Origin of the sequence: uncultured Arthrobacter sp., assembly GCF_947495145.1 — a bacterium.
In the GTDB taxonomy this organism is placed as follows: domain Bacteria; phylum Actinomycetota; class Actinomycetes; order Actinomycetales; family Micrococcaceae; genus Arthrobacter_D.
On record NZ_CANLXP010000012.1, the window covers coordinates 65,436 to 84,817 of the forward strand.

General features: G+C 66.1%; 16 protein-coding genes. 11 read left to right on the top strand and 5 right to left on the bottom strand.

Going from position 1 to position 19,382, the window contains the following annotated elements:
* Nucleotides 1-12 precede the first annotated feature (12 nt).
* From Q0877_RS10725 to Q0877_RS10760, 8 genes are all read left to right on the top strand, one after another.
* Nucleotides 13-738: a YcnI family protein gene (locus Q0877_RS10725; RefSeq protein WP_299167590.1), complete on the top strand. Its 726-nt coding sequence runs from the start codon at nt 13-15 to the stop codon at nt 736-738.
* A gap of 82 nt (nt 739-820) precedes the next feature.
* Nucleotides 821-1,507 carry a DUF4232 domain-containing protein gene (locus tag Q0877_RS10730; RefSeq protein WP_299167592.1) on the top strand — a complete coding sequence of 229 codons (687 nt, stop codon included), beginning with the start codon at nt 821-823 and terminating at the stop codon, nt 1,505-1,507.
* A gap of 80 nt (nt 1,508-1,587) precedes the next feature.
* Nucleotides 1,588-6,258 carry an ATP-dependent helicase gene (locus Q0877_RS10735; RefSeq protein WP_299167594.1) on the top strand — a complete coding sequence of 1,557 codons (4,671 nt, stop codon included), beginning with the start codon at nt 1,588-1,590 and terminating at the stop codon, nt 6,256-6,258.
* The gene (locus Q0877_RS10740) at nt 6,251-7,045 is read left to right on the top strand and encodes an Fpg/Nei family DNA glycosylase (RefSeq protein ID WP_299167596.1); all 795 of its coding nucleotides are present in this window, start codon (nt 6,251-6,253) and stop codon (nt 7,043-7,045) included. Before Q0877_RS10735 ends, Q0877_RS10740 begins: the two co-directional genes overlap by 8 nt.
* Before the next feature lie 85 nt (nt 7,046-7,130).
* Complete coding sequence (locus tag Q0877_RS10745) at nt 7,131-9,053, top strand: DUF6541 family protein (protein ID WP_299167598.1); 1,923 nt, start codon at nt 7,131-7,133, stop codon at nt 9,051-9,053.
* Nucleotides 9,054-9,141: 88 nt separating this feature from the next.
* A complete protein-coding gene (locus Q0877_RS10750; RefSeq protein ID WP_299167655.1) occupies nt 9,142-10,050 on the top strand; it encodes an RluA family pseudouridine synthase in 909 nt (302 codons plus the stop codon).
* A 51-nt stretch (nt 10,051-10,101) separates the two neighbouring features.
* Nucleotides 10,102-10,809 carry a DedA family protein gene (locus tag Q0877_RS10755; RefSeq protein ID WP_299167600.1) on the top strand — a complete coding sequence of 236 codons (708 nt, stop codon included), beginning with the start codon at nt 10,102-10,104 and terminating at the stop codon, nt 10,807-10,809.
* Nucleotides 10,700-12,082: a hypothetical protein gene (locus Q0877_RS10760; protein WP_299167602.1), complete on the top strand. Its 1,383-nt coding sequence runs from the start codon at nt 10,700-10,702 to the stop codon at nt 12,080-12,082. The genes Q0877_RS10755 and Q0877_RS10760 overlap by 110 nt, the downstream gene beginning before the upstream one ends.
* Nucleotides 12,083-12,144: 62 nt before the next feature.
* Here the strand turns inward: Q0877_RS10760 and Q0877_RS10765 are convergent, their stop codons facing one another.
* From Q0877_RS10765 to Q0877_RS10780, 4 genes are all read right to left on the bottom strand, one after another.
* Nucleotides 12,145-13,068, bottom strand: coding sequence for an NADP-dependent oxidoreductase (locus Q0877_RS10765; protein ID WP_299167603.1), 924 nt, complete (start codon nt 13,066-13,068; stop codon nt 12,145-12,147).
* A 112-nt stretch (nt 13,069-13,180) separates the two neighbouring features.
* On the bottom strand, nt 13,181-14,515 hold the full coding sequence (locus tag Q0877_RS10770) for a cytochrome P450 (RefSeq protein ID WP_299167605.1): 1,335 nt from the start codon (nt 14,513-14,515) through the stop codon (nt 13,181-13,183).
* Nucleotides 14,516-14,597: 82 nt separating this feature from the next.
* Complete coding sequence (locus Q0877_RS10775) at nt 14,598-15,803, bottom strand: acyl-CoA dehydrogenase family protein (protein WP_299167607.1); 1,206 nt, start codon at nt 15,801-15,803, stop codon at nt 14,598-14,600.
* A gap of 39 nt (nt 15,804-15,842) precedes the next feature.
* A complete protein-coding gene (locus Q0877_RS10780; protein WP_299167608.1) occupies nt 15,843-16,619 on the bottom strand; it encodes an SDR family NAD(P)-dependent oxidoreductase in 777 nt (258 codons plus the stop codon).
* Between the two features lie 150 nt (nt 16,620-16,769).
* Here Q0877_RS10780 and Q0877_RS10785 point away from each other — a divergent pair, with 150 nt between their 5' ends.
* The 3 genes from Q0877_RS10785 to Q0877_RS10795 all read left to right on the top strand — a co-directional run bounded on the left by Q0877_RS10785 (nt 16,770) and on the right by Q0877_RS10795 (nt 18,683).
* Nucleotides 16,770-17,882 (top strand): glycoside hydrolase family 76 protein, encoded by a 1,113-nt coding sequence (locus Q0877_RS10785; protein ID WP_299167609.1) that lies wholly within the window; start codon nt 16,770-16,772, stop codon nt 17,880-17,882.
* 109 nt (nt 17,883-17,991) lie between these two features.
* Nucleotides 17,992-18,321: a PadR family transcriptional regulator gene (locus tag Q0877_RS10790; RefSeq protein ID WP_299167611.1), complete on the top strand. Its 330-nt coding sequence runs from the start codon at nt 17,992-17,994 to the stop codon at nt 18,319-18,321.
* Nucleotides 18,318-18,683: a DUF1048 domain-containing protein gene (locus Q0877_RS10795; RefSeq protein WP_299167613.1), complete on the top strand. Its 366-nt coding sequence runs from the start codon at nt 18,318-18,320 to the stop codon at nt 18,681-18,683. Before Q0877_RS10790 ends, Q0877_RS10795 begins: the two co-directional genes overlap by 4 nt.
* A 28-nt stretch (nt 18,684-18,711) precedes the next feature.
* Here Q0877_RS10795 and Q0877_RS10800 read toward each other — a convergent pair whose 3' ends face one another.
* Nucleotides 18,712-19,299, bottom strand: coding sequence for a hypothetical protein (locus Q0877_RS10800; RefSeq protein ID WP_299167615.1), 588 nt, complete (start codon nt 19,297-19,299; stop codon nt 18,712-18,714).
* Between the last annotated feature and the right edge of the window lie 83 nt (nt 19,300-19,382).

Here is a 19,382-nt window from a genome sequence, read left to right on the forward strand (position 1 = left end):
AGAGGTAACACCATGAAGACTTCAGTTCGCCGTACCCTGACCGCTGCCGCCGCTACTACCGGCCTGATGGGCCTTGGCCTTGCGGGCGCTGCAGCCCATGTCACGATCACCCCGGACACCACCGCGGCGGGCTCGCACGCGCTGCTGACTGTGTCGTTTTCGCACGACTGCGAGGGTTCGCCCACCAACAAGCTGACCATTTCCCTGCCGGAGCCGCTGGTGGATGCGAAGCCGGAGATCGTTCCCGGTTGGACGGTGGAGAAAGTGACCGAGGCGCTCGACGAGCCGCTGACCCTGGACAACGGAAGCAGCGTAACCGAGCGCGTCGGGCAGATCGTCTACACAGCCGAGACGCCTGTGGAGGACGGCTACCTGCAGCAGTTCGACATGTCGGTTCAGCTGCCGGAGAGCGAGGGTGAGACGCTTGCGTTCCCCGTACTGCAGGGCTGCGTAGAGGGCGAAACCGACTGGGCGGAAATCCCCGCCGAGGGCGAGGACCCGCACGGCCTTGAGGCTCCCGCACCCACCATCACGCTGACCGGCGCCGAGGAGGACGGGCATGCAGAAACGGCGGGTGAGATCGAACCGCCCGCAGGGGAAGCTGACCTGGAAAGCGCGTCCGCCAGCAATGACTCCTCCGGCGCCTCCACCGTCGGCTACGTGGGACTTGCAGCCGGCCTGCTCGGGCTGATTGCAGGCGTCATCGCCCTCCTGCGCACGCGTAACGCCAAGTCCTAGGAACGTATCGATCCCTGCGTCAATCGGCCACGCGCCGCCGCGGCTGATTGACGCAGGGGTCCTTGCCCATCAGGGTGGTTTCATGATCACCCGCGCATACACTCCCCGCCTTCTCTCTGCCGCCGTCGTTCTTGGAATGCTCGCCCTGACGGGGTGTGCCTCCGGTGAACCCGCAGAGGAGGGGACAATCCCCGCGTCGTCTGCTGGCACCGAGCCGACCACAGCGGACGCCGAGCCTGCGCCTGAGCCATCCGACTCGGCATCAGCATCGGCTGCGCCCACCGAGTCCAGCGTGCCCGCTCCGTCCGGGTCCGCCACTACCAGCCCGACGGCGGCCGCTGCGGATGGTGCCTGCACCGCCGACATGCTCAGCGCAGTCCTTGAAACCGCGATGGGCGGCGGCGCGGCCGGTAGCGTCTACCGGCAGATCATCTTCACCAACACGGCCGACGAGGAATGCGAGATCACCGGCTACCCGGGCGTTTCCTATGTCGACGCCGAAGGCAACCAGGTGGGCGCGCCTGCCGACCGGGAACCGGCGGAATCGCCCGAGGTGATCCTGGCTCCGGGTGAATCGGCAGTCGCACCCGTGCAACAGACGAACGCCCAGAACTACGGCGCCGACTGCCAGCTGACGGACACCGCCGGGCTTCGCGTGTACCCGCCGAACGACACGGGTTCCCTGATCGTCGACCAGGCGGGCACCGCGTGCGCGTCCGAGGACATCGTGCTGATGACGGTGGCTCCCACCGAGCCGCTCTCGCCGTAGCAGCGCATCCGGCCCCTTCTCCAGCGCGCCGCTTCCACCCCGCCTGACAAAATGTCGGAGGGGTAGGAGATGATGAATCGATGACATCGGTGCTTGAGAAATTCACGCCCGCCACACGACAGTGGTTCGAGGGCGCCTTCTCCGCACCTACTCCTGCCCAGGAGGGCGCGTGGAACGCCGTCTCCGCGGGCTCGCACGCACTGGTGGTCGCGCCAACCGGCTCGGGTAAAACCCTCGCTGCGTTCCTTTGGGCGCTGGACAGTTTCATTGCACGGCCCGTTGAGGGCAAGCGATCCACCCGGGTCCTGTATATCTCTCCGTTGAAGGCGCTCGGTGTCGATGTGGAGCGGAACCTGCGCGCTCCGTTGATCGGCATCACGCAGACCGCCAAGAGGCTTGATCTGCCTGCGCCGTCCGTCACTGTGGGTGTGCGCTCAGGTGACACACCGCAGGCCGAGCGCCGCGCCCTGCTCACCCGGCCGCCGGACATCCTGATCACCACGCCTGAATCGCTCTTCCTCATGCTCACCTCCCGGGCGCGGGAAACCCTGATGGATCTGGACACGGTCATCGTCGACGAGGTTCACGCCGTCGCCGGAACAAAGCGCGGCGCGCATCTCGCTGTCTCCCTCGCGCGGCTCGATGCGATGCTGGAGAAGCCCGTGCAGCGCATCGGGCTGTCGGCGACGGTTGAGCCCAAGGAGACCGTTGCCCGTTTCCTCGCCGGTGATGCGCCGGTGGAAATTGTGGCGCCGCCCTCGAAGAAGTCGTGGGACCTTACGGTCACCGTTCCGGTGGAAGACATGACCGAGCTGGGCGGGGCGCCCACCAATGATGACGACGACGGCCCCTCACCTTCGCCGAGCATCTGGCCCCATGTAGAGGAAAAGATCGTTGACCTGATCGCAACCAAGCGGTCAACGATCGTCTTCGCCAACTCGCGCCGTCTTGCGGAGCGGCTGACGGCCCGTCTGAACGAGATTCATGTCGAGCGCCTCGAAGCCGCATCTTTCTGGGATGCGCCCGGTGAACCGGATCCGTCCCAAAAAACCGAGCCCAAGCACACGCCAGCCGAGTTGATGGCGCAGGCAGGGCAGACCGAGGGCGCTGAGCCGCTGCTCGCCCGCGCGCATCACGGCTCAGTCTCGAAAGACCAGCGCGCCCTGATCGAGGATGACCTGAAGTCCGGACGGTTGCGTTGCGTCGTGGCGACGTCGTCGCTGGAACTGGGCATCGACATGGGCGCCGTCGACCTCGTCATCCAGGTGGAGTCACCGCACTCCGTAGCGAGCGGGCTGCAGCGCGTGGGCCGTGCGGGGCACCAGGTGGGCGAGGTGTCCGAGGGCGTGCTGTTCCCTAAACACCGCGGAGATCTCGTGAACACGGCCGTCACGGTGGAGCGAATGCTGGCCGGCCAGATCGAGCCCCTCTACATCCCCACCAACCCGCTCGACATCCTCGCGCAGCAGACAGTTGCGGCCTCCGCCCTCGGAACCATCGACGTGGAGGAATGGTTCGACGTGGTGCGGAAGTCCGCGCCCTTCGCTACCCTCCCGCGGTCAGCTTTCGAGGCAACCCTCGATCTCCTCGCCGGCCGGTATCCCTCGGATGAGTTCGCGGAACTGCGTCCCCGCATCATCTGGGACCGCGTGGAAGGTTCCATTACGGGCAGGCCCGGCGCCCAGCGCCTCGCTGTCACCTCCGGCGGCACCATCCCCGACCGCGGGCTGTTCGGTGTCTACCTCGTGGGGTCGGAAGACGCCGGATCCAACCGCGGCGGACGCCGGGTCGGTGAGCTGGACGAAGAAATGGTCTACGAATCCCGCGTCGGTGACGTCTTTGCGCTCGGTGCAACCAGCTGGCGCATCGAAGACATCACCCACGACCGCGTCCTGGTGTCCCCCGCCTTCGGGCAGCCTGGCAAGCTCCCCTTCTGGAAAGGCGATTCCCTGGGGCGGCCGGTAGAACTCGGCCGCGCGCTCGGCAAGTTTGTCCGCGAACTTTCCAACGCCACCGACGACGACGCCGCTGCCCGCTGCCGTGCCAGCGGACTGGATGACTGGGCAGCCGGCAACCTGTTGGCCTACCTCCGCGAACAGCAGCAGTCCACCGAAGTGGTTCCGAGTGACCGCACGCTGGTGGTGGAGCGCTTTCATGACGAACTGGGCGATTGGCGGGTGGTCCTCCACAGTCCCTTCGGCATGCCCGTGCATGCGCCCTGGGCACTCGCGGTGGGAGCCCGGCTCGAGCAGCGGTACGGGATGGACGGCTCAGCGATGGCCTCCGATGACGGCATCGTGCTGCGTGTGCCCCTCATGGAAGACGAGCCGCCCGGCGCGGACCTGTTCCTCTTCGACGCGGAGGAGCTCGACGGCATCGTCACCGCGCAGGTGGGCGGATCGGCGCTGTTCGCCTCCCGGTTCCGTGAATGCGCGGCGCGTGCGCTGCTGCTGCCGCGCCACAATCCGTCCAAGCGCAGCCCGCTCTGGCAACAGCGGCAACGCTCGGCCCAACTACTGGACGTTGCACGCAAGTTCCCAACCTTCCCGATCATCCTCGAAACAGTGCGCGAGTGCCTGCAGGACGTCTATGACCTCCCCGCGCTCAAGGACATCGCCGGGCAGATCGACCGCCGGGAACTGCGGATCGTCGAGACCACCACCTCGCAGCCGTCGCCCTTCGCACGTACCATGCTGTTCGGCTACGTTGCGTCCTTCCTGTACGAGGGCGACTCACCGCTGGCTGAACGCCGCGCGGCCGCGCTGTCCCTCGACCCAACGCTCCTCAACGAGCTCCTCGGACGCGCAGAGCTGCGTGAACTGCTCGACGCCGGCGTCATCACCGACACCGAACAGGAACTTCAGCGCCTCGCTCCGGACCGGAAAGCGCGGGGGCTCGAAGGCGTCGCGGACCTGCTGCGGCTCCTCGGCCCGCTGACGCCTGCGGAGATTTCGGAACGCTCGGAAGAACCCGAAGAAACCAACCACTTCGTCGACGCGCTGGTCAAGGCAAACCGAGCGCTGCGCGTCAACGTCGCCGGGGAAGAACGCGTTGCAGCGGTTGAGGACGCCGCCCGGCTGCGAGATGCCCTCGGAGTGCCCCTGCCCATGGGCGTCCCACTGGCGTTCATCGAACCGGTCCCGGACCCATTGGGGGACCTCGTTGGCCGCTACGCCCGCACGCACGGCCCCTTCACCGCCGCCGAAGCCGCCGCGCGGCTGGGACTGGGTGTCGCCGTCGTCGTAACCGCCCTGCAGCGGCTCTCCGCCGACGGCCGCGTGGTGGAGGGAGAGTTCCGGCCCACCGAATCGTCTCCCGGGCATGAGGCAGCATCGAGTGAGTGGTGCGATGCCGAGGTCCTTCGACGGCTCCGGCGTCGCTCGCTCGCCGCGTTGCGACACGAGGTTGAGCCGGTGGATCCGGCAGCGTACGGGCGGTTCCTGCCGGCGTGGCAGCACGTCGGTTCAGGGCTGCGCGGGCTCGACGGCGTGGCCACGGTGATCGACCAGCTGTCCGGAGTGCCGATCCCCGCGTCCGCCTGGGAACCGCTGATCCTGCGCTCCCGGGTCTCCAACTACAGCCCGGCAATGCTCGATGAGCTCGCCGCGACGGGTGAGGTTGTCTGGTCCGGGGCGGGGTCGCTCCCAGGCAATGACGGCTGGATTTCGCTTCACCTTGCGGAGAATGCACCGCTGACCCTGCGACCGGATGCCGAATTCGAGCCGACCGCGCTGCAGCAGGAGCTGCTGGAACTGCTCGCCGGCGGAGGCGCGTACTTTTTCCGCCAGCTCGTGCAGGGACTGACGAACGGTCAGCAGCCCGCTGACGGAGCAGTCACCACTGCATTATGGGATCTGGTCTGGGCCGGGCGGATCGGCAACGACACGTTCACGCCTGTGCGGTCACTCCTGGCGGGCGGGAAGACAGCCCACAAGCAGCGCACCCCTCCACCGCGGGCGCGCTCCGCACGGATGGGAAGGCTCGGCAGGGCGCCGTCCCTCACCGGCAGCAGCCTGCGATCGGGCGGGCTGTCGGCCGGAAACGAGAGCGGCTCCGGCTACCAGCGCAGCACTCCTCCACAGGTGGCCGGCCGCTGGTCACTGCTTCCCGCCGTCGAAAGTGACACCACCATCTCCGCGCACGCCACCGCTGAGCTGCTCATGGACCGTTACGGAGTGCTCACCCGGGGTTCCGTTGCGAGCGAAGGTATTCCGGGCGGGTTCGGGCTCATGTACAAGATGCTGTCCCGGCTGGAGGAGATGGGACGCTGCCGCCGCGGCTATTTCATCGAACATCTCGGCGCCGCACAGTTCGCGGTTCCGGCTACGGTGGACCGGCTCCGCTCCTTCAGCGCCGACGCACGCCCCGACTCAGCGATCCCGAAGAGGCCCACCGCCGTTGCGCTCGCGGCAACCGACCCCGCGAATCCCTTCGGCGCTGCGCTCGGTTGGCCCCTGCACGACGGCGGGCACCGCCCCGGCCGCAAAGCCGGTGCCTTGGTGGTGCTCGTCGACGGGCAGCTCACGCTCTACGTTGAGCGCGGCGGAAAGACTATGCTGACCTACTCCGAAGACCCCGATTCCCTTACCGCTGCCGCCGAAGCACTGGTCGCAGCGATCCGGCATGGGGCAGCGGAAAAGATGGCGGTCGAGAAGATCAACGGCGAGTCGGTGCTCGATTCCCCTGTGGGACGTGCCCTCGCCGATGCCGGCTTCTACAGCACACCGCGGGGGCTGAGAATCCGTGCCTGAGGGAGATACCGTCTGGCGCGCTGCACGCGACCTCGACCGTGCGCTTCACGGCAAGGAGCTCACCCGCTGCGACATCCGCGTGCCGAAATTCGCAACCGTGGACTTCACCGGACGTACGGTGCGCGACGTCGTGGCACGCGGCAAACACCTGCTCATCCGGGTGGAGGACGAGTGGAGCATTCATTCGCACCTGAAGATGGAAGGCCTCTGGCACGTCTACCCCAGGGGCGGGAAATGGCGCCGTCCGGCGTTCAAGGCGCGCTGCATCCTGGAAACCGAAACTCACACAATCGTGGGCTTTGAACTTGGATTCCTCCGCATTATCCCGCAGGCGCAGGAGGATGACGCCGTCGGCTACCTCGGCCCCGACCTCCTCGGCCCCGATTGGGACGCGGAGGAAGCGCTGCGCCGGTTGCGCGCGGACCCGGATCGACCGATCGGTCTGGCGCTGCTCGATCAGCGGAACCTCGCCGGCATCGGCAACGTTTACCGGTGCGAACTGTGTTTCCTTGCCGGTGAGCATCCGCTGACTCCGGTGGGTCAGGTCAAGAATCTGCTGCGAATGGTGGAACTCGCGCACCGGCTGCTCGAGGTGAACAAGGACCGATCCACGCGGGTCACCACCGGCTCGATGCTCCGTGACCCGCTGTGGGTGTACGGCCGGACCGACCGCGGCTGCCTGCGCTGCGGAACCCGGGTTATCCGCAGCGAGCTGGGCGACAATGAGCTGGAACAGCGGGTGCTCTACCACTGCCCGCATTGCCAGCCGGCGCGGGTTGTCGCGTGACAACAGACTGCACCACGATGACTGACCGAACCACCCTGACTCATCCAACCGCCATGACCACAGGAACCGACTACCGAGGGAGACCATGAGCTGGCTCAGTACACTGCCCGGCTTCCTCGTTGCGCTGCTGGTACTCCTTGGCCCCGGACTGTTGTGGGGTGCCCTCTTCGGACTGCGCCGTCTCACGCTGCTGGCACTGGCGGGGCCGCTGAGCGTGAGTGCCGTCGTCGTCGCTTCTGAAGCCGCGGCGTTGGCAGGCGTGCGGTGGTCGCTCGTACCGCTTGCCGGAGTAACCGTTGCGGTGGGAGCTTTGCTCTGGTTGGTACGAAGGCGTTTCGGGGACGCGATCGCCATGGATCCCGGCGGGCCGCTGCGGCGAGGCCTGATTGCCTGGGCGGCAGCAGCGATCCCGATCGGCCTCATCACGCTGTGGATTTTCGGCGACCCGGAAAACATTGCCCAGTCACATGACAACATCTTTCACCTCAATGCCATCCGCTATATCGCGGAGACCGGCAACGCGTCCTCCCTGGAATTGGGATACCTCGGAACGCGTTCCCCTGTCTTCTATCCGGCGGGCTGGCATGCATTGGTCTCGGTGGTCCTGATGTCCTCCGGCCTAACCATTCCGGCAGCCATCAACATGGTGAACCTCGCCATCGTCCTGGCGATCTGGTGCGTTGGATGCCTTTTCCTGGTCACCCGCGTGACCGGCGAGCGCCGCACGGCCCTGCTGAGCGCGGCAGTGCTGTCCGGCGCCTACAGCAGCTTCCCCTATCTCCTGTATGAATTCGGCGTGGTCTTCCCGTTCATGCTCTCCATCGCCCTGCTTCCCGCGGTACTCGGCCTCGTGATCCAGCTGATGCGCGTCGGTGCACCCTTGCGAACGACGACGGCGGGCAACCTCCTGCTGCTGCTCGGGGTTGTGCCGGGGCTGGCTTTGGCCCACCCGTCGTCGGTGGTGGGCGCGCTGGGCTTCAGCCTCCCAATCGTTCTTGCCGCCGCCTACAGCAGACTGCGTCGCAGCGGTGAGGCTGCCTGGCGCACCCTCGTGCCTACAGCGCTCTTCCTGCTGGTCCTTGCGGGCGCATGGATGCGGCTCCGCCCCGCCCGCAGCAGTTCAGGCAACTGGGATGAACTCGGCAACGCGGGTCAGGCCCTGATCGAAGTGATCCTCCACTCGCCGCTCTCCCGGCCCGTCGCCTACCTCGCCGCTGCCCTGACGCTGGTGGGGGCCGCCGTCGTTCTCTACCGCAGGCGACACCGCTGGACGCTTGCCCTGTACGCGCTGGCTGCAATGCTGTTTGTGATCGCGAACTGGAAAGAAGCGCCGGATCTGCGGTGGCTGGTCGCCGGGGTCTGGTACAACGACTACTTCCGTATTAGCGCCATGCTGCCGGTGGCAGGGATCATTATTGCGTCGCTGGGAGCGGTGGCCCTGGTTGATGCGCTGGCCCGGCAACCGAAAGTGCGTTCCGTTCTGCGGGGAGGCAGCGGAAATCGGGTGTCGGTCGCCGTCGTCGTACTGGTTCTTCTGGGGGTGGTGCTGGCGCCGCTCGGTGCGGTGCAGCGCGGAGTAGCCGAGGCTGCCGCGAAGTACCGGTTCACCGAGAACTCTCAGCTGCTGACGGTGGACGAGCTCGCGCTTATTCAGCGGTTGCCGGAGACGGTGGAGGAGGGAGCCGGCATTGTCGGAGTGCCGCTGACGGGTGCGTCGCTGTCCTACTCCTACACAGGTATCCCCACGCTGCTGCCCTACGGGACCCTCCCCGCGGCACCGGCCGGCAAAGTGATCTACGCATCCCTGGACGAGCTCACCTCCAATCCCGAAGTCTGCCCGGCGGTCGAGGAGATGGGCGTGGGCTACGTGCTCGATTTCGGCATCAGCTCGGTGCACCCGGGAGAGACCGAAGTGGTGCCCGGCCTGCAGGATCTGACCCGCGAGAATGGGTTCGAACGGGTGGACAGTGAAGGTACGGCGGCGCTCTACCGGATCACGGGATGCTGAGGGTGAATCACCGGATGCTGACCGGGAATGGTGCGTGGTTGCCCTGCCATGAATGCGGGGACCGGTTCTTCGCTACCCTTGATGGGTGATGCAATCCCCGCTCCCGGTCCGTAATGGTGTAAATGCCACGCGGCTGCGGCTGCCCTCGGAGGGGCCGTGGAGCACCGCGCTGGAGTACATCCTGGACCGCTGGAACCATGTGGATCCGGACGGGATCGCCGAGCGTTTTGACCGCGGTGAGGTGGTTGCACTCGGTGGTGAGCGGCTCACCCGTCAGACCGCGCTCAGTGAGCACACGTTCATCTGGTACTACCGCGAACTGCCGGTGGAGAAGCGCCTGCCCGTGGAACTGGCGATTCTGCACCAGGACGAGAACCTGCTGGTAGTGGACAAGCCGCACTTCCTCCCCACCACGCCGGGCGGGATGTATGTTGCGGAGTCTGCGCTGGTGCGGCTGCGGGTGCAGCTCGATCTGCCGGACCTGATTCCCATGCACCGCCTCGACCGGATGACCGCCGGCATCCTGATGTTTTCAACCAACCCCGCCACCCGCGGCGCGTATCAGCTCCTGTTCGAGAACCGCCGCATCCGCAAGGAGTACGAGGCCGCTGCGGGCATCGACCCAACGCTTGAACTGGACACGAAGCCGCGCACCGTACACAGCCGCATCGTGAAGTCCCGCGACTACCTCCTGGCGCAGGAGGTGCCCGGTGAACCCAACGCCGAAACCAGGGTGCAGCTTCTCGAGGAACGCAACGGCGTTGGCCGCTACCGGCTCCAGCCGCACACCGGCAAGACGCACCAGCTCCGCCTCCACATGGCGGGCCTCGGGCTCGGCATTGTGAATGACCCGTTCTATCCCGTACTTCAGCCTCAGCAGGCGGACGATTACTCCAAGCCGCTGCAGCTCCTTGCCCGTCACATCGAGTTTGTCGATCCGCTGTCCTCCCGGCCGGCGTCGTTCACCAGCGGACTGGAACTATCCGCGCTCGCCTGACAACTGTCCCGGGCACGCCACGAACGGGTATCCCGCTGTAAATTGGTACGGGTGGACCTGACAACGATCTCCGAGTGGTCCCTGATGATTCATCCGGTCACGCTCCTGGTGGTCATTGCTGACGTTTTTGCGCCCATCATGCCGTCCGAGTTCCTGGTCATTGCCTCCGGCTCGCTAGCTTCCGAGGGCACAGTGCTGCTCCCGGTGTCCCTCCTGACTGCCGCAACCGGCAGCCTGCTGGGGGACCTGGCGCTCTACCTGCTCTTTCGGAACCGGCTGACCCACTGGCTGGACCGTTTCCGTTGGGGGCGTGCAGTGCACCGCGGCATCCGGAACGCAATCGACAAGGCAGGGAAATCTCCCACCTACGCAGGACTGGTTGCGCTCCGGTTCCTTCCGGGCGGCCGAACCGCGGGAATCGCAGCGGCCGGAATCGCCGAACTCCCCCTGCGGCCCTTCCTTGGCTTTGCGGCACTCGGCGGCGTGCTCTGGTCATTCTGGCTGGTGGGTCTCGGATTCATCTCGGACGTCACAACAGGCTTTCCGATGTGGGCCAGTGCACTCCTGGGAATGGGGGTGGGTACTCTGGTGGGACTGATCATTGCAGCGTTCTTCGCGCTGAAGCAGCGCCGGGAGGTCCGAAAGACACATGAGCATGCCGACTCCGTCCAACCACCGGCTGCCCCAACCACCTCCCGAGCCGCCCACGAGGAGCAGCGAAACGCCTCCTTCGCAGACCGAGACGACCAGCGTCCTTGAACGACTGAAAGCCGCGCAACCGAAGGCGCCGGTTCCCTCCGGAGCTGAAAAACCCGGAACAGCGACGACAGCGCCTGCAGCAAGTGCCCAGGCCGCTGCGCCCGCCGGTACTGCTCCGAGCCCAACCCGCAAGCCCGTTCCAACGACCGCTGACCCAACGGCGTCCGACGCTGAAGCACGCGAGAAGGCCCGCGCTGCGGAGCTCAGGGCGGCGCGTGCGGAAAAGCTGAAAGCGGCGTCCGCTGCCGCCTCAGCATGGGCCGCCAGGTCAGGCAAGCAAACCGCCGCCTGGACCGCGAGCACCTCACGGAACGCCGCCACAAACGTCCGCTCCTGGCGGGCGGATCAGGTCCGGCGCAACCTTGTCACCCTGACCGTGATCGGCGCCCTGGTGGGAACGGCGTCGGCGGCCGGGATTTTCGGCGGGCCGGAAATCTGGACCAGGGAGCTGCTGCGCCCCGACCTCACGCTCGTGTCTCCCAGCCCTTATTCGATGTTGATCTGGGCATTGATCGCGCTCGGCATGGTCGGTTATGTGGTGCACCAGTGGCTGCCCGGCCAGATGGACAGCCCACGGCACAGGCGGTTGGGCTGGGTGGTCATCGCCGCCCTGCTACTGAATCTGGCGTTGGCCCTCACCATCCAGGCTGAACTTCATGCACCGACTCTGGTGGTGCACGGCCTGCTGCTTATCCTGCTTCTGGTGTCGCTGCGCTGGCTGAACCGGTGGTCGGCTGCCACCCGGCTGGAAGGAACACTCGTCGATGTGCCGTTCGGGTTGTTTCTGGGCTGGACCGGATTCACAGCGCTGAGCCACACGGCTGCAGTGCTGTCACTGAGCGACTTCTCGTGGCTGACGGAAAGTGACTTCACCTGGGCGCTTGTGGGCCTCGGCGTCGTCGTCGTTGTGGGAAGTACCGTCTGTTCGATGGACCGCGGGCGCATCGCCGTGGCTCTGGCACTGGTCTGGGGCCTGGGATGGATCATCGTGGAACGGTTGATCGGCGAACCCGGCTCGCTGCCGGTGGCCGCCGCCGCTGCGCTGGCAGCCTTTCTCGTGCTCATCACTGCCGGTTCACGGCGCCACCGCGTCGACCACTCCTACCGCCGGGCGCTGCGCCGCTACCAGACGGCGAACCTGCCGCCGATCGACCTTATTGACGACGATGACGAGTACGAGAATGACCCCGAAACGTTGGACAACCGCCCGGAGACCGGGCACCGAGATACCGATCGTCGAGACTCCGCGCACCAGGTCAGCAAAAACGACTAGCTTTTCCGGCCGTCGTTCCTGCTGACCCGATGCGGGCCGGCTGACCAAATTAGCTGACGGGCTTAGTTGACCGTAACCGCTATCTTCCCGCGGGTGTGGCCTTCCATATTCGCAGCGAAGGCGTCGGCGGCCTTCTCCAGCGGGTAAGTCTCGGCAAGCACCGGCTTCACCTTGCCGGCTTCGATGAGGTCAGCAAGCGTGGCCAGATCCGAAGCGACCGGCCGGACAAAGACGTACCGCCCGCCGTGCTCCTTCACCTCTGCGTCCGCAACGGACACGATCCGCCCCTGTTGGCTTAGTGCATCGAGGGACGCCTTCCAGTCTTCGCCGCCCACGAAGTCGACGACGGCGGTGACACCGTCCGGCGCGATCTCACGGACGCGGCCCGCGATACCGTCTCCGTAGGTGACCGGCTCAGCGCCCAGTTCCCGGAGGAAGTCATGGTTCCGCTCGGACGCGGTGGCGATCACGCGGGCTCCGCGCGCACGGGCAATCTGGATGGCGAAGGTTCCTACGCCGCCGGCACCGTTGTGGATCAGCACGGTGTCGCCGTCGGTCACGTCCAGTGCGTCCAATGCCTGCAGTGCGGTGAGGCCGGTCAGCGGTACGGTGGCTGCCTCAGCCCAGGAGAGGTTTGACGGCTTGCGGGAGAGGGTGCGCACCGGGGCCGCAACGCGTTCCGCGAAGGTTCCCTGGCCAACGGTGTCCATCCGGACGTAGCCCATCACCTCGTCACCGGCGGAGAATTCGGGGACCGCGGGTCCCGGCTGAATAACCACGCCTGCTACGTCCCACCCCGGGATCACGGGGAAGTGCGCGGTGATCGCCCCATCCAGGTAGCCCGCCATCACCTTCCAGTCGACCGGGTTGACCGATGTTGCCTTCACTTCGATGAGGACCGTGTCCGGACCGACCTTGGGCTCCGGCTGGTCGCCGTACTCGAGGACGCCCGGGTCTCCGTACTTCGAATAAAACACTGCTTTCATGCTGATTCCCTTTCATCGCGTACAAGGCTTCACTCGGTGGAACCCCGGACGCCTGCCCGCCATTCCGGAGTCCAGCCGTGCAGCGGGTCACAGTGCGCCGCGATCTGCCCACTCAGCGGTTGTCCGGCGCCACCGTGAAGCGCAGCGAATAATTGTTCAGGGTCCCCGGCAGGCGCCCGCCTTCAGCCAGCCGCTCCACCGATTCGAGCTGCAGGTCCGGCCCTTCGAGAAGGTGCGAGAGGAAGGCGCTGGTCAGCATCAGCACGAGGTGGCGTCCGGGACAGGCGGCAGGACCTTCGCTGAACGGAATGAGCGCCCAGTCGCCGTCGTCGTCATTCAGCCAGCGGTCCGGAGTGTAGGAATGCGGGTTGGGAACGGTGCGTTCGTCGCGGTGGAAGAACGGCGCGTAAATGAGCACACCGCACTGGGAGGGCATGGTTCCGGCGTCCCACGCAACGCTACGGGTGGTCTGCCGCAGCACCATCGGGGTGGTCGGCCACAGCCGCAGCGATTCCAGGACACACGCACGCAACCAGGGCAGGTACTCACGCCGCGACCGGTTCCCTGCGATCTCGCGATCTGCCCGGGAGCGGACTTCCGGGTGTGCGGTCACAGCCGCCAGGGTGCGGAAGGTCGCCATGCCGGCCGGGTCGAAAGCGAACAGCCACTGCGGGATCTGCTCCACCGGCGCGGCGACGCCTTCGTTGTCCATCCCCGACATCACCGAAGCCAGGCTTCCCGGCGGTGCTGCCTCCATTCGCTGCCCTACGGCGGCGAGGAACCGGGGGCGCAGCCGTCTGTTGCGGGGCTTGAGGATGGACCAGTTGGCATCGGACCGGAGTTGCTGCAGCATGTCGGTGAGCTCATGATCGTCCGCGGCTGCATTGCCGAAAACGACCCTCCGAACTACCCGGAACCAGGACTGGATGAAGGTGTCCCAGTTCAACTCGCCGGAGGAGTCGACGGCTCTCAGAAGCGCCTCCGCCTCCTCGGCCACAACGGGGAGGAACGACTCAGCCAGGCGATGCACCGGGTTGGAGCTGTCCAGAACCTGGTCCTGCAGTGCACGGCGTACGGTTCTGTCCCTGCCCGTCGAAATGAGCGAGTTGCGCGGCTGGAAGTGCGCCAGCGCGGCCTTCTTCTCGCTGCTGGCAGCAGTGAACGGCTCCGGAGTTTCAGCCAGCACCCGGTGCACGTCCTGCGGCTCCAGGACTATCGCCTGGCGCCGCAGCGGCAGGCGAAGGAGCACCGGCGAGGCCGGATATTTCCCCGTCAGCTGCTTCAGCGTTGTGGCAGCCCGCTCGTCCAGCTGGAACTTCTCGGCGAGCGCCACCACTTTCGGACGCCTGACGATCGGTCCCTTGGCAACCGTCGGCAGGAGAACGTTGGCGACGAAAGTTGCGGTTTCGCGGACTGATAAGTGCGGCAGCGATCCAGCGGAGCTCATACTCCACTGTCCGTTGGATGACCCGCTGTCGCAACCGCCACTTCCCCGCTGGGTGGGTATAAAGCGCGGGAACCCGACGACGTCAGAGGATCGCCGAAACGCCCGTAACGGCCCGCCCGACAATGAGGGTGTTGATCTCGTAGGAACCCTCGTAGGTGTAGATCGCCTCGGCGTCCGCGAAGATCTTCGCCATCCGGTAGTCCGTCACGATCCCGTTGCCGCCGAAGATGGACCTGCCCATCGCTACCGTTTCCCGCATCAGCGACGACGTATAGGACTTTGCGAGCGCCGCCTGCGCCATATCCGCTCCGCTGTGCTGCACCTGCTGCTGCACTTCGTGCAATCCGCGGTGCTCATCCTGCTGCAGCTGCGCCACCCGCGCCATCATGCCCAGGCTCGCCGTGGTGTTACCCAGCATGCGCACCAACTGCTCCTGGACGAGTTGGAAGCCGGCCAGCGGACGCCCGAACTGCTGGCGCTCGACGGCGTATGCCCGTGCCGCGTCGAATGCCGCCAATTGCTGCCCCACTGCCTGCCAGCCCACCAGGATGCGCGAACCGCGCAGCAGCTGCTTGGTGTCGGTGAAGCTGTTGATGCCGGCGAAGCGGTCCGCCTCTGACACCCGGACGTTGTCCAGGAGGATGTCGGCGTTCTGCACGGTCCGCAGCGCGATCTTGTTCTCAATGGCCGTCCGGGTGACTCCGGGCAGCGTCGCGTCCAGAATGAAGCCCCGCACAGCGCCATCCGCAGGATCCCGCGCCCAGAGCAGCATGTAATCGCAGAATGTCCCGTTCCCGATCCAGCGCTTCGCGCCGTTCAGGACCCAGGTATCGCCGTCCCGGGTTGCGGTGGTTGCCATGCCGCCCGCCACATCCGATCCGTGCTGGGGCTCCGTAAGCGCGAAGGCACCGGTGATGGTGAGGTCCATGGCGTCGCTCAGCAGCCGCGACTTCTGGTCCTCGGTACCGAACTCGTGCAGGGCTTCAACGAAGAGATCGTGGTGCACCATGAAGAACGTTGCCAGCGACGTATCGGCGCGGGTGAGTTCGGCGATGACCATGCCGCTGAACAGGTAGCTGTACCCCTGCTGAACGGGCGTGCTCAGGTTCAGGGCGGCGAGTTTGGGCAGCACCGACAGCGGGAATTCCGCCCGGTTCCACCAGTCGGTGGCGTACGGTGCCACTTCCTTGGCGAGGAAGTCCCGCACGTCCTGCAGCTTCGCCCGTTCGGCGTCGCTGAGCAGGGACTCGAATCCGTAGAAGTCTGCGGATGGGAGGCTGCTCTCCATTGAGCGGTCCTTTCGGATGGGTGTCAGATATCAAGAGGTCTATTTGGGCGCCATGCGGATGGCGCCGTCGAGCCGGATCGTCTCGCCGTTGAGCATCTGGTTCTCCACGAGGTGCGCAACCAGCGATGCGTATTCGGTGGCCTTGCCCAGCCTGGATGGGTGCGGCACCTGCTTCCCGAGGGAGTCCTGCGCCTCCTGGGGCAAACCGGCCATCATGGGGGTCTCGAAGATGCCCGGAGCGATGGTCATCACCCGGATGAACGACCGCGCAAGTTCACGCGCAATCGGCAGGGTCATCGCCGCAACAGCACCCTTGGAGGCCGAGTACGCGGGCTGCCCGATCTGCCCGTCGAACGCAGCAACGGAGGCCGTGTTGATGATGATTCCGCGCTCGCTCGTTCCGGTCGCGGTCTGCACCGGCTCGGTGGCGGCCATCGCTGCCGCAGCGAGCCGGAGCACGTTGAACGTACCGATCAGATTGATGTTGATGACCTTGCTGAACTGCTCCAGCGGCAGCACGCCGTCCCTGCCCAGCACCTTGCCGGGGGTGGCCACTCCTGCACAGTTCACGACGATCCGCAGCGGGCCGAGTTCCGCCGCCGCGTTCACCGCCGCCTGCACCTGTTCCTCGCTCGTCACGTCAGCCGGAACAAACCGTGCCCGCTCCCCCAGAGTTTCGGCGAAAGCCGCTCCGTCCGATTGCGGAAGATCAAGGATCACTACCGCCGCGCCGTCGTCATGCAGCCGCTGCGCCGTTGCCCGGCCAAGCCCTGAGGCACCACCGGTCACCAGCGCTACTGTTCCTGCACACTCCATGACATCTCCTTTGCGTCGGGGGTTGAGTCGAAGCTCATTCACTAACTCCTCTCGAGCCTACTGTGATGCAGCACACCGCAGCATCCACCGGGCACGGCACTGTGCATAGTGCTCAAACACAACGACGACGGCGCGGTTTAGGGTGGCTCTATGCCCACCAAAGAGCTTCCTGTGGAACGTCGAGGAACAGAACTGCGAGCCGCAGCGGCCGCCGCGTCCGTTCCCGGAGCCTTCGGCCACCGACTGCTCGGCCTGCCCGGAACACACCTCGCCCACGTCAGTTTTCCCAGCGCCGGTTTCCTCAACCGGTGCACAGCGCCGTGGCACTACTGGTGGCAGGCGCACTATCTCGATTGCCTCCTCGACGCGGCGCAACGCGAAGGCGCCAACAAGTACGACGACGGCAACAAGCACGACGACGGCGCCGCTCACCGCCTGCGCGCACGCCGCCTCCTGCGCACCATCCGCCTGCGCAACGGCGGGCGCTGGAGAAACAGCTACTACGACGACATGGCCTGGCTGGCCCTCGCGGCCCTGCGTTCAGCCGATATCGCCGGCACTCGTCCCCTGACCACGCTGACCGCAGCCCTGGCATCGGCGCACACGCCGGACCTTGGCGGCGGCCTCTTCTGGAACACTTCCCGCGACTTCAAGAACACACCGGCCACCGCGCCGGCGGCGCTGTACTTCGCACGCATCGGGCGGACGGCTGAGGCCGCGGCCCTCATCGACTGGCTCTTCGCCAGGCTGCAGGACCCTGCGACCGGGCTTCTCCTCGACGGCATCCGCGTGCCCGGTGAGCAACTCGTTACGGACATCTACACCTACAATCAGGGTCCGGTGCTCGGCGCCCTGCTGACGCTTGGCGATGAGCAGAGCCTGCGGCGCGCCGAAGACCTCATCACCGCAATAGCAACCCACCTCGTCCAGCCCGACGGCACGCTGCGCACTCACGGCGGCGGCGACGGCGGGCTCTTCACCGGAATCCTCGTGCGCTACCTTGCCCTCGCAGCCCTGTCCGCCGCGCTGCCCGAGGCAACCCGCAGAACAGCCCGCACCCTGATTACGACGACGGCATGCGTCCTGTGGGAGGGGCGCGCTGAGCGGGAAGTCGGCGGGCGCCGTCGTCGTACTGTGTTGGTTTTTCCTGCTGTGCCGGGAGATCCGGCCGGAAAGGGCACGGTGGAGCTGTCCACCCAGCTTCAGGCGTGGATGATCTTCGAAGCGGCTCACGTCGCCGGTGGAGCCGCCGCACGCCTCTGAGCGCCGCGTAGCATCGCGGCGAGAACGCTCGACCGTCAGCCCTTGCGACCTCGGTACTCGGTGTTACTATGTACTAGTACCTAGTGATGGTGAGTAGCTGGAGGTTTCGGTGGGTAAGCAGGCAACCGAGATGCTCAAGGGGGTCCTTGAGGGCATCGTGCTCGCGATGCTGTCCTTGAGGCCGGCCTACGGCTATGAGATCACGGCGGGGCTGCGTGATCAGGGCTTCCGCGACATCGCCGAGGGCACCATCTACGCGTTACTGCTCCGGATTGAACAGCGGCAACTGGTGGACGTGGAGAAGGCACCCTCGGAGAAGGGACCGCCGCGCAAGGTGTACACCCTCAACGCCCAGGGCCAGGAATACCTGGACGAGTTCTGGAGGACCTGGAGCTTCCTCACTGAACGACTCGAAGAGCTCCGCGACGGAGGGAAATGACCATGTGGTTCGAGAAAATCATCGGAGACCTCAGCGGCAAGAAACGCTATCTGGAGTACAAGAAGCGGATCAGGCAACTCCCGGAGGGATACCGAAAGGCAGGCGGTGCGCTGGAGCGGTACCTGCTGAACCTCGGCCCCAGCGACAACGGTGAAAGCCTCCTCGCGATGCTGGAGGACCTCGCGGACCTCCTCGAACAGAGCGTGGCGGCCGGAACCCCCATCCGGAACGTGGTGGGCACGGATCCAGCCGAGTTCGCGGAGTCCTTCATGCAGAACTATGGCGGTGGAAGCTGGATCCGCAAGGAGCGCGATCGGCTCGGAAAGGCCATCGACCAGGCCGAGGAAGCGGAGCAGCAATGAACAACGGCGCCCTGCCGACGCAGGTCAGCTAGTTTCGTAGCGCGGGTTGCCGCTCACGGGTAAGCGCGGCGAGGAGGATTCCAGCCGCCAGTGATCCGAGGGTGGCAACGGCAAGGTCACCCATGGTGTCCGAGTACGTCACGTAGATATCCTCGGTAACCCAGGCGTCGCCGGCCCACTCCGCGAACTCCCAGAGAACGCTGAGCGCCATGCCGAGCAGAACCACCTGGAGGACCACGCCGGCACGGTCACGGCGCGTGGCCGCCGCCGCGGGCAACACCCCCAGGTGCGTGGCAAGCACATAGGCCATCCCGGCAACCGGCCCGGTGCAGACGCAGTGCACCAGCAGGTCCCACCACGAAACCACTTCATACAGGTTGAGGACGCTGCTCCAGCAGGCAAACAGCAGCGCACAGCCGTAGACGGCGTCGAACACCGGGTTTGCCCGCGCGTAACGGGACAGCGTCAGCCCGCCGAGTGCGAGGAAGAAGACCGCGACGTCCACCGGGCCCCACCACATGACCATCGCCAGGGTGCTCAGTACCGCGGCTGCGCGCACGCCATCCGCTGTGAGCTCTGCGGGGGTGGTCGGCCGGCGGATAAGGTCGGCGATCATGCTCCCAAGCGTACTGGCAGGCCCCCGCGTCAAACGCCAGCGAAACGTGCCACCCAACCACCTAGCGAATCAGCCAACGAAAG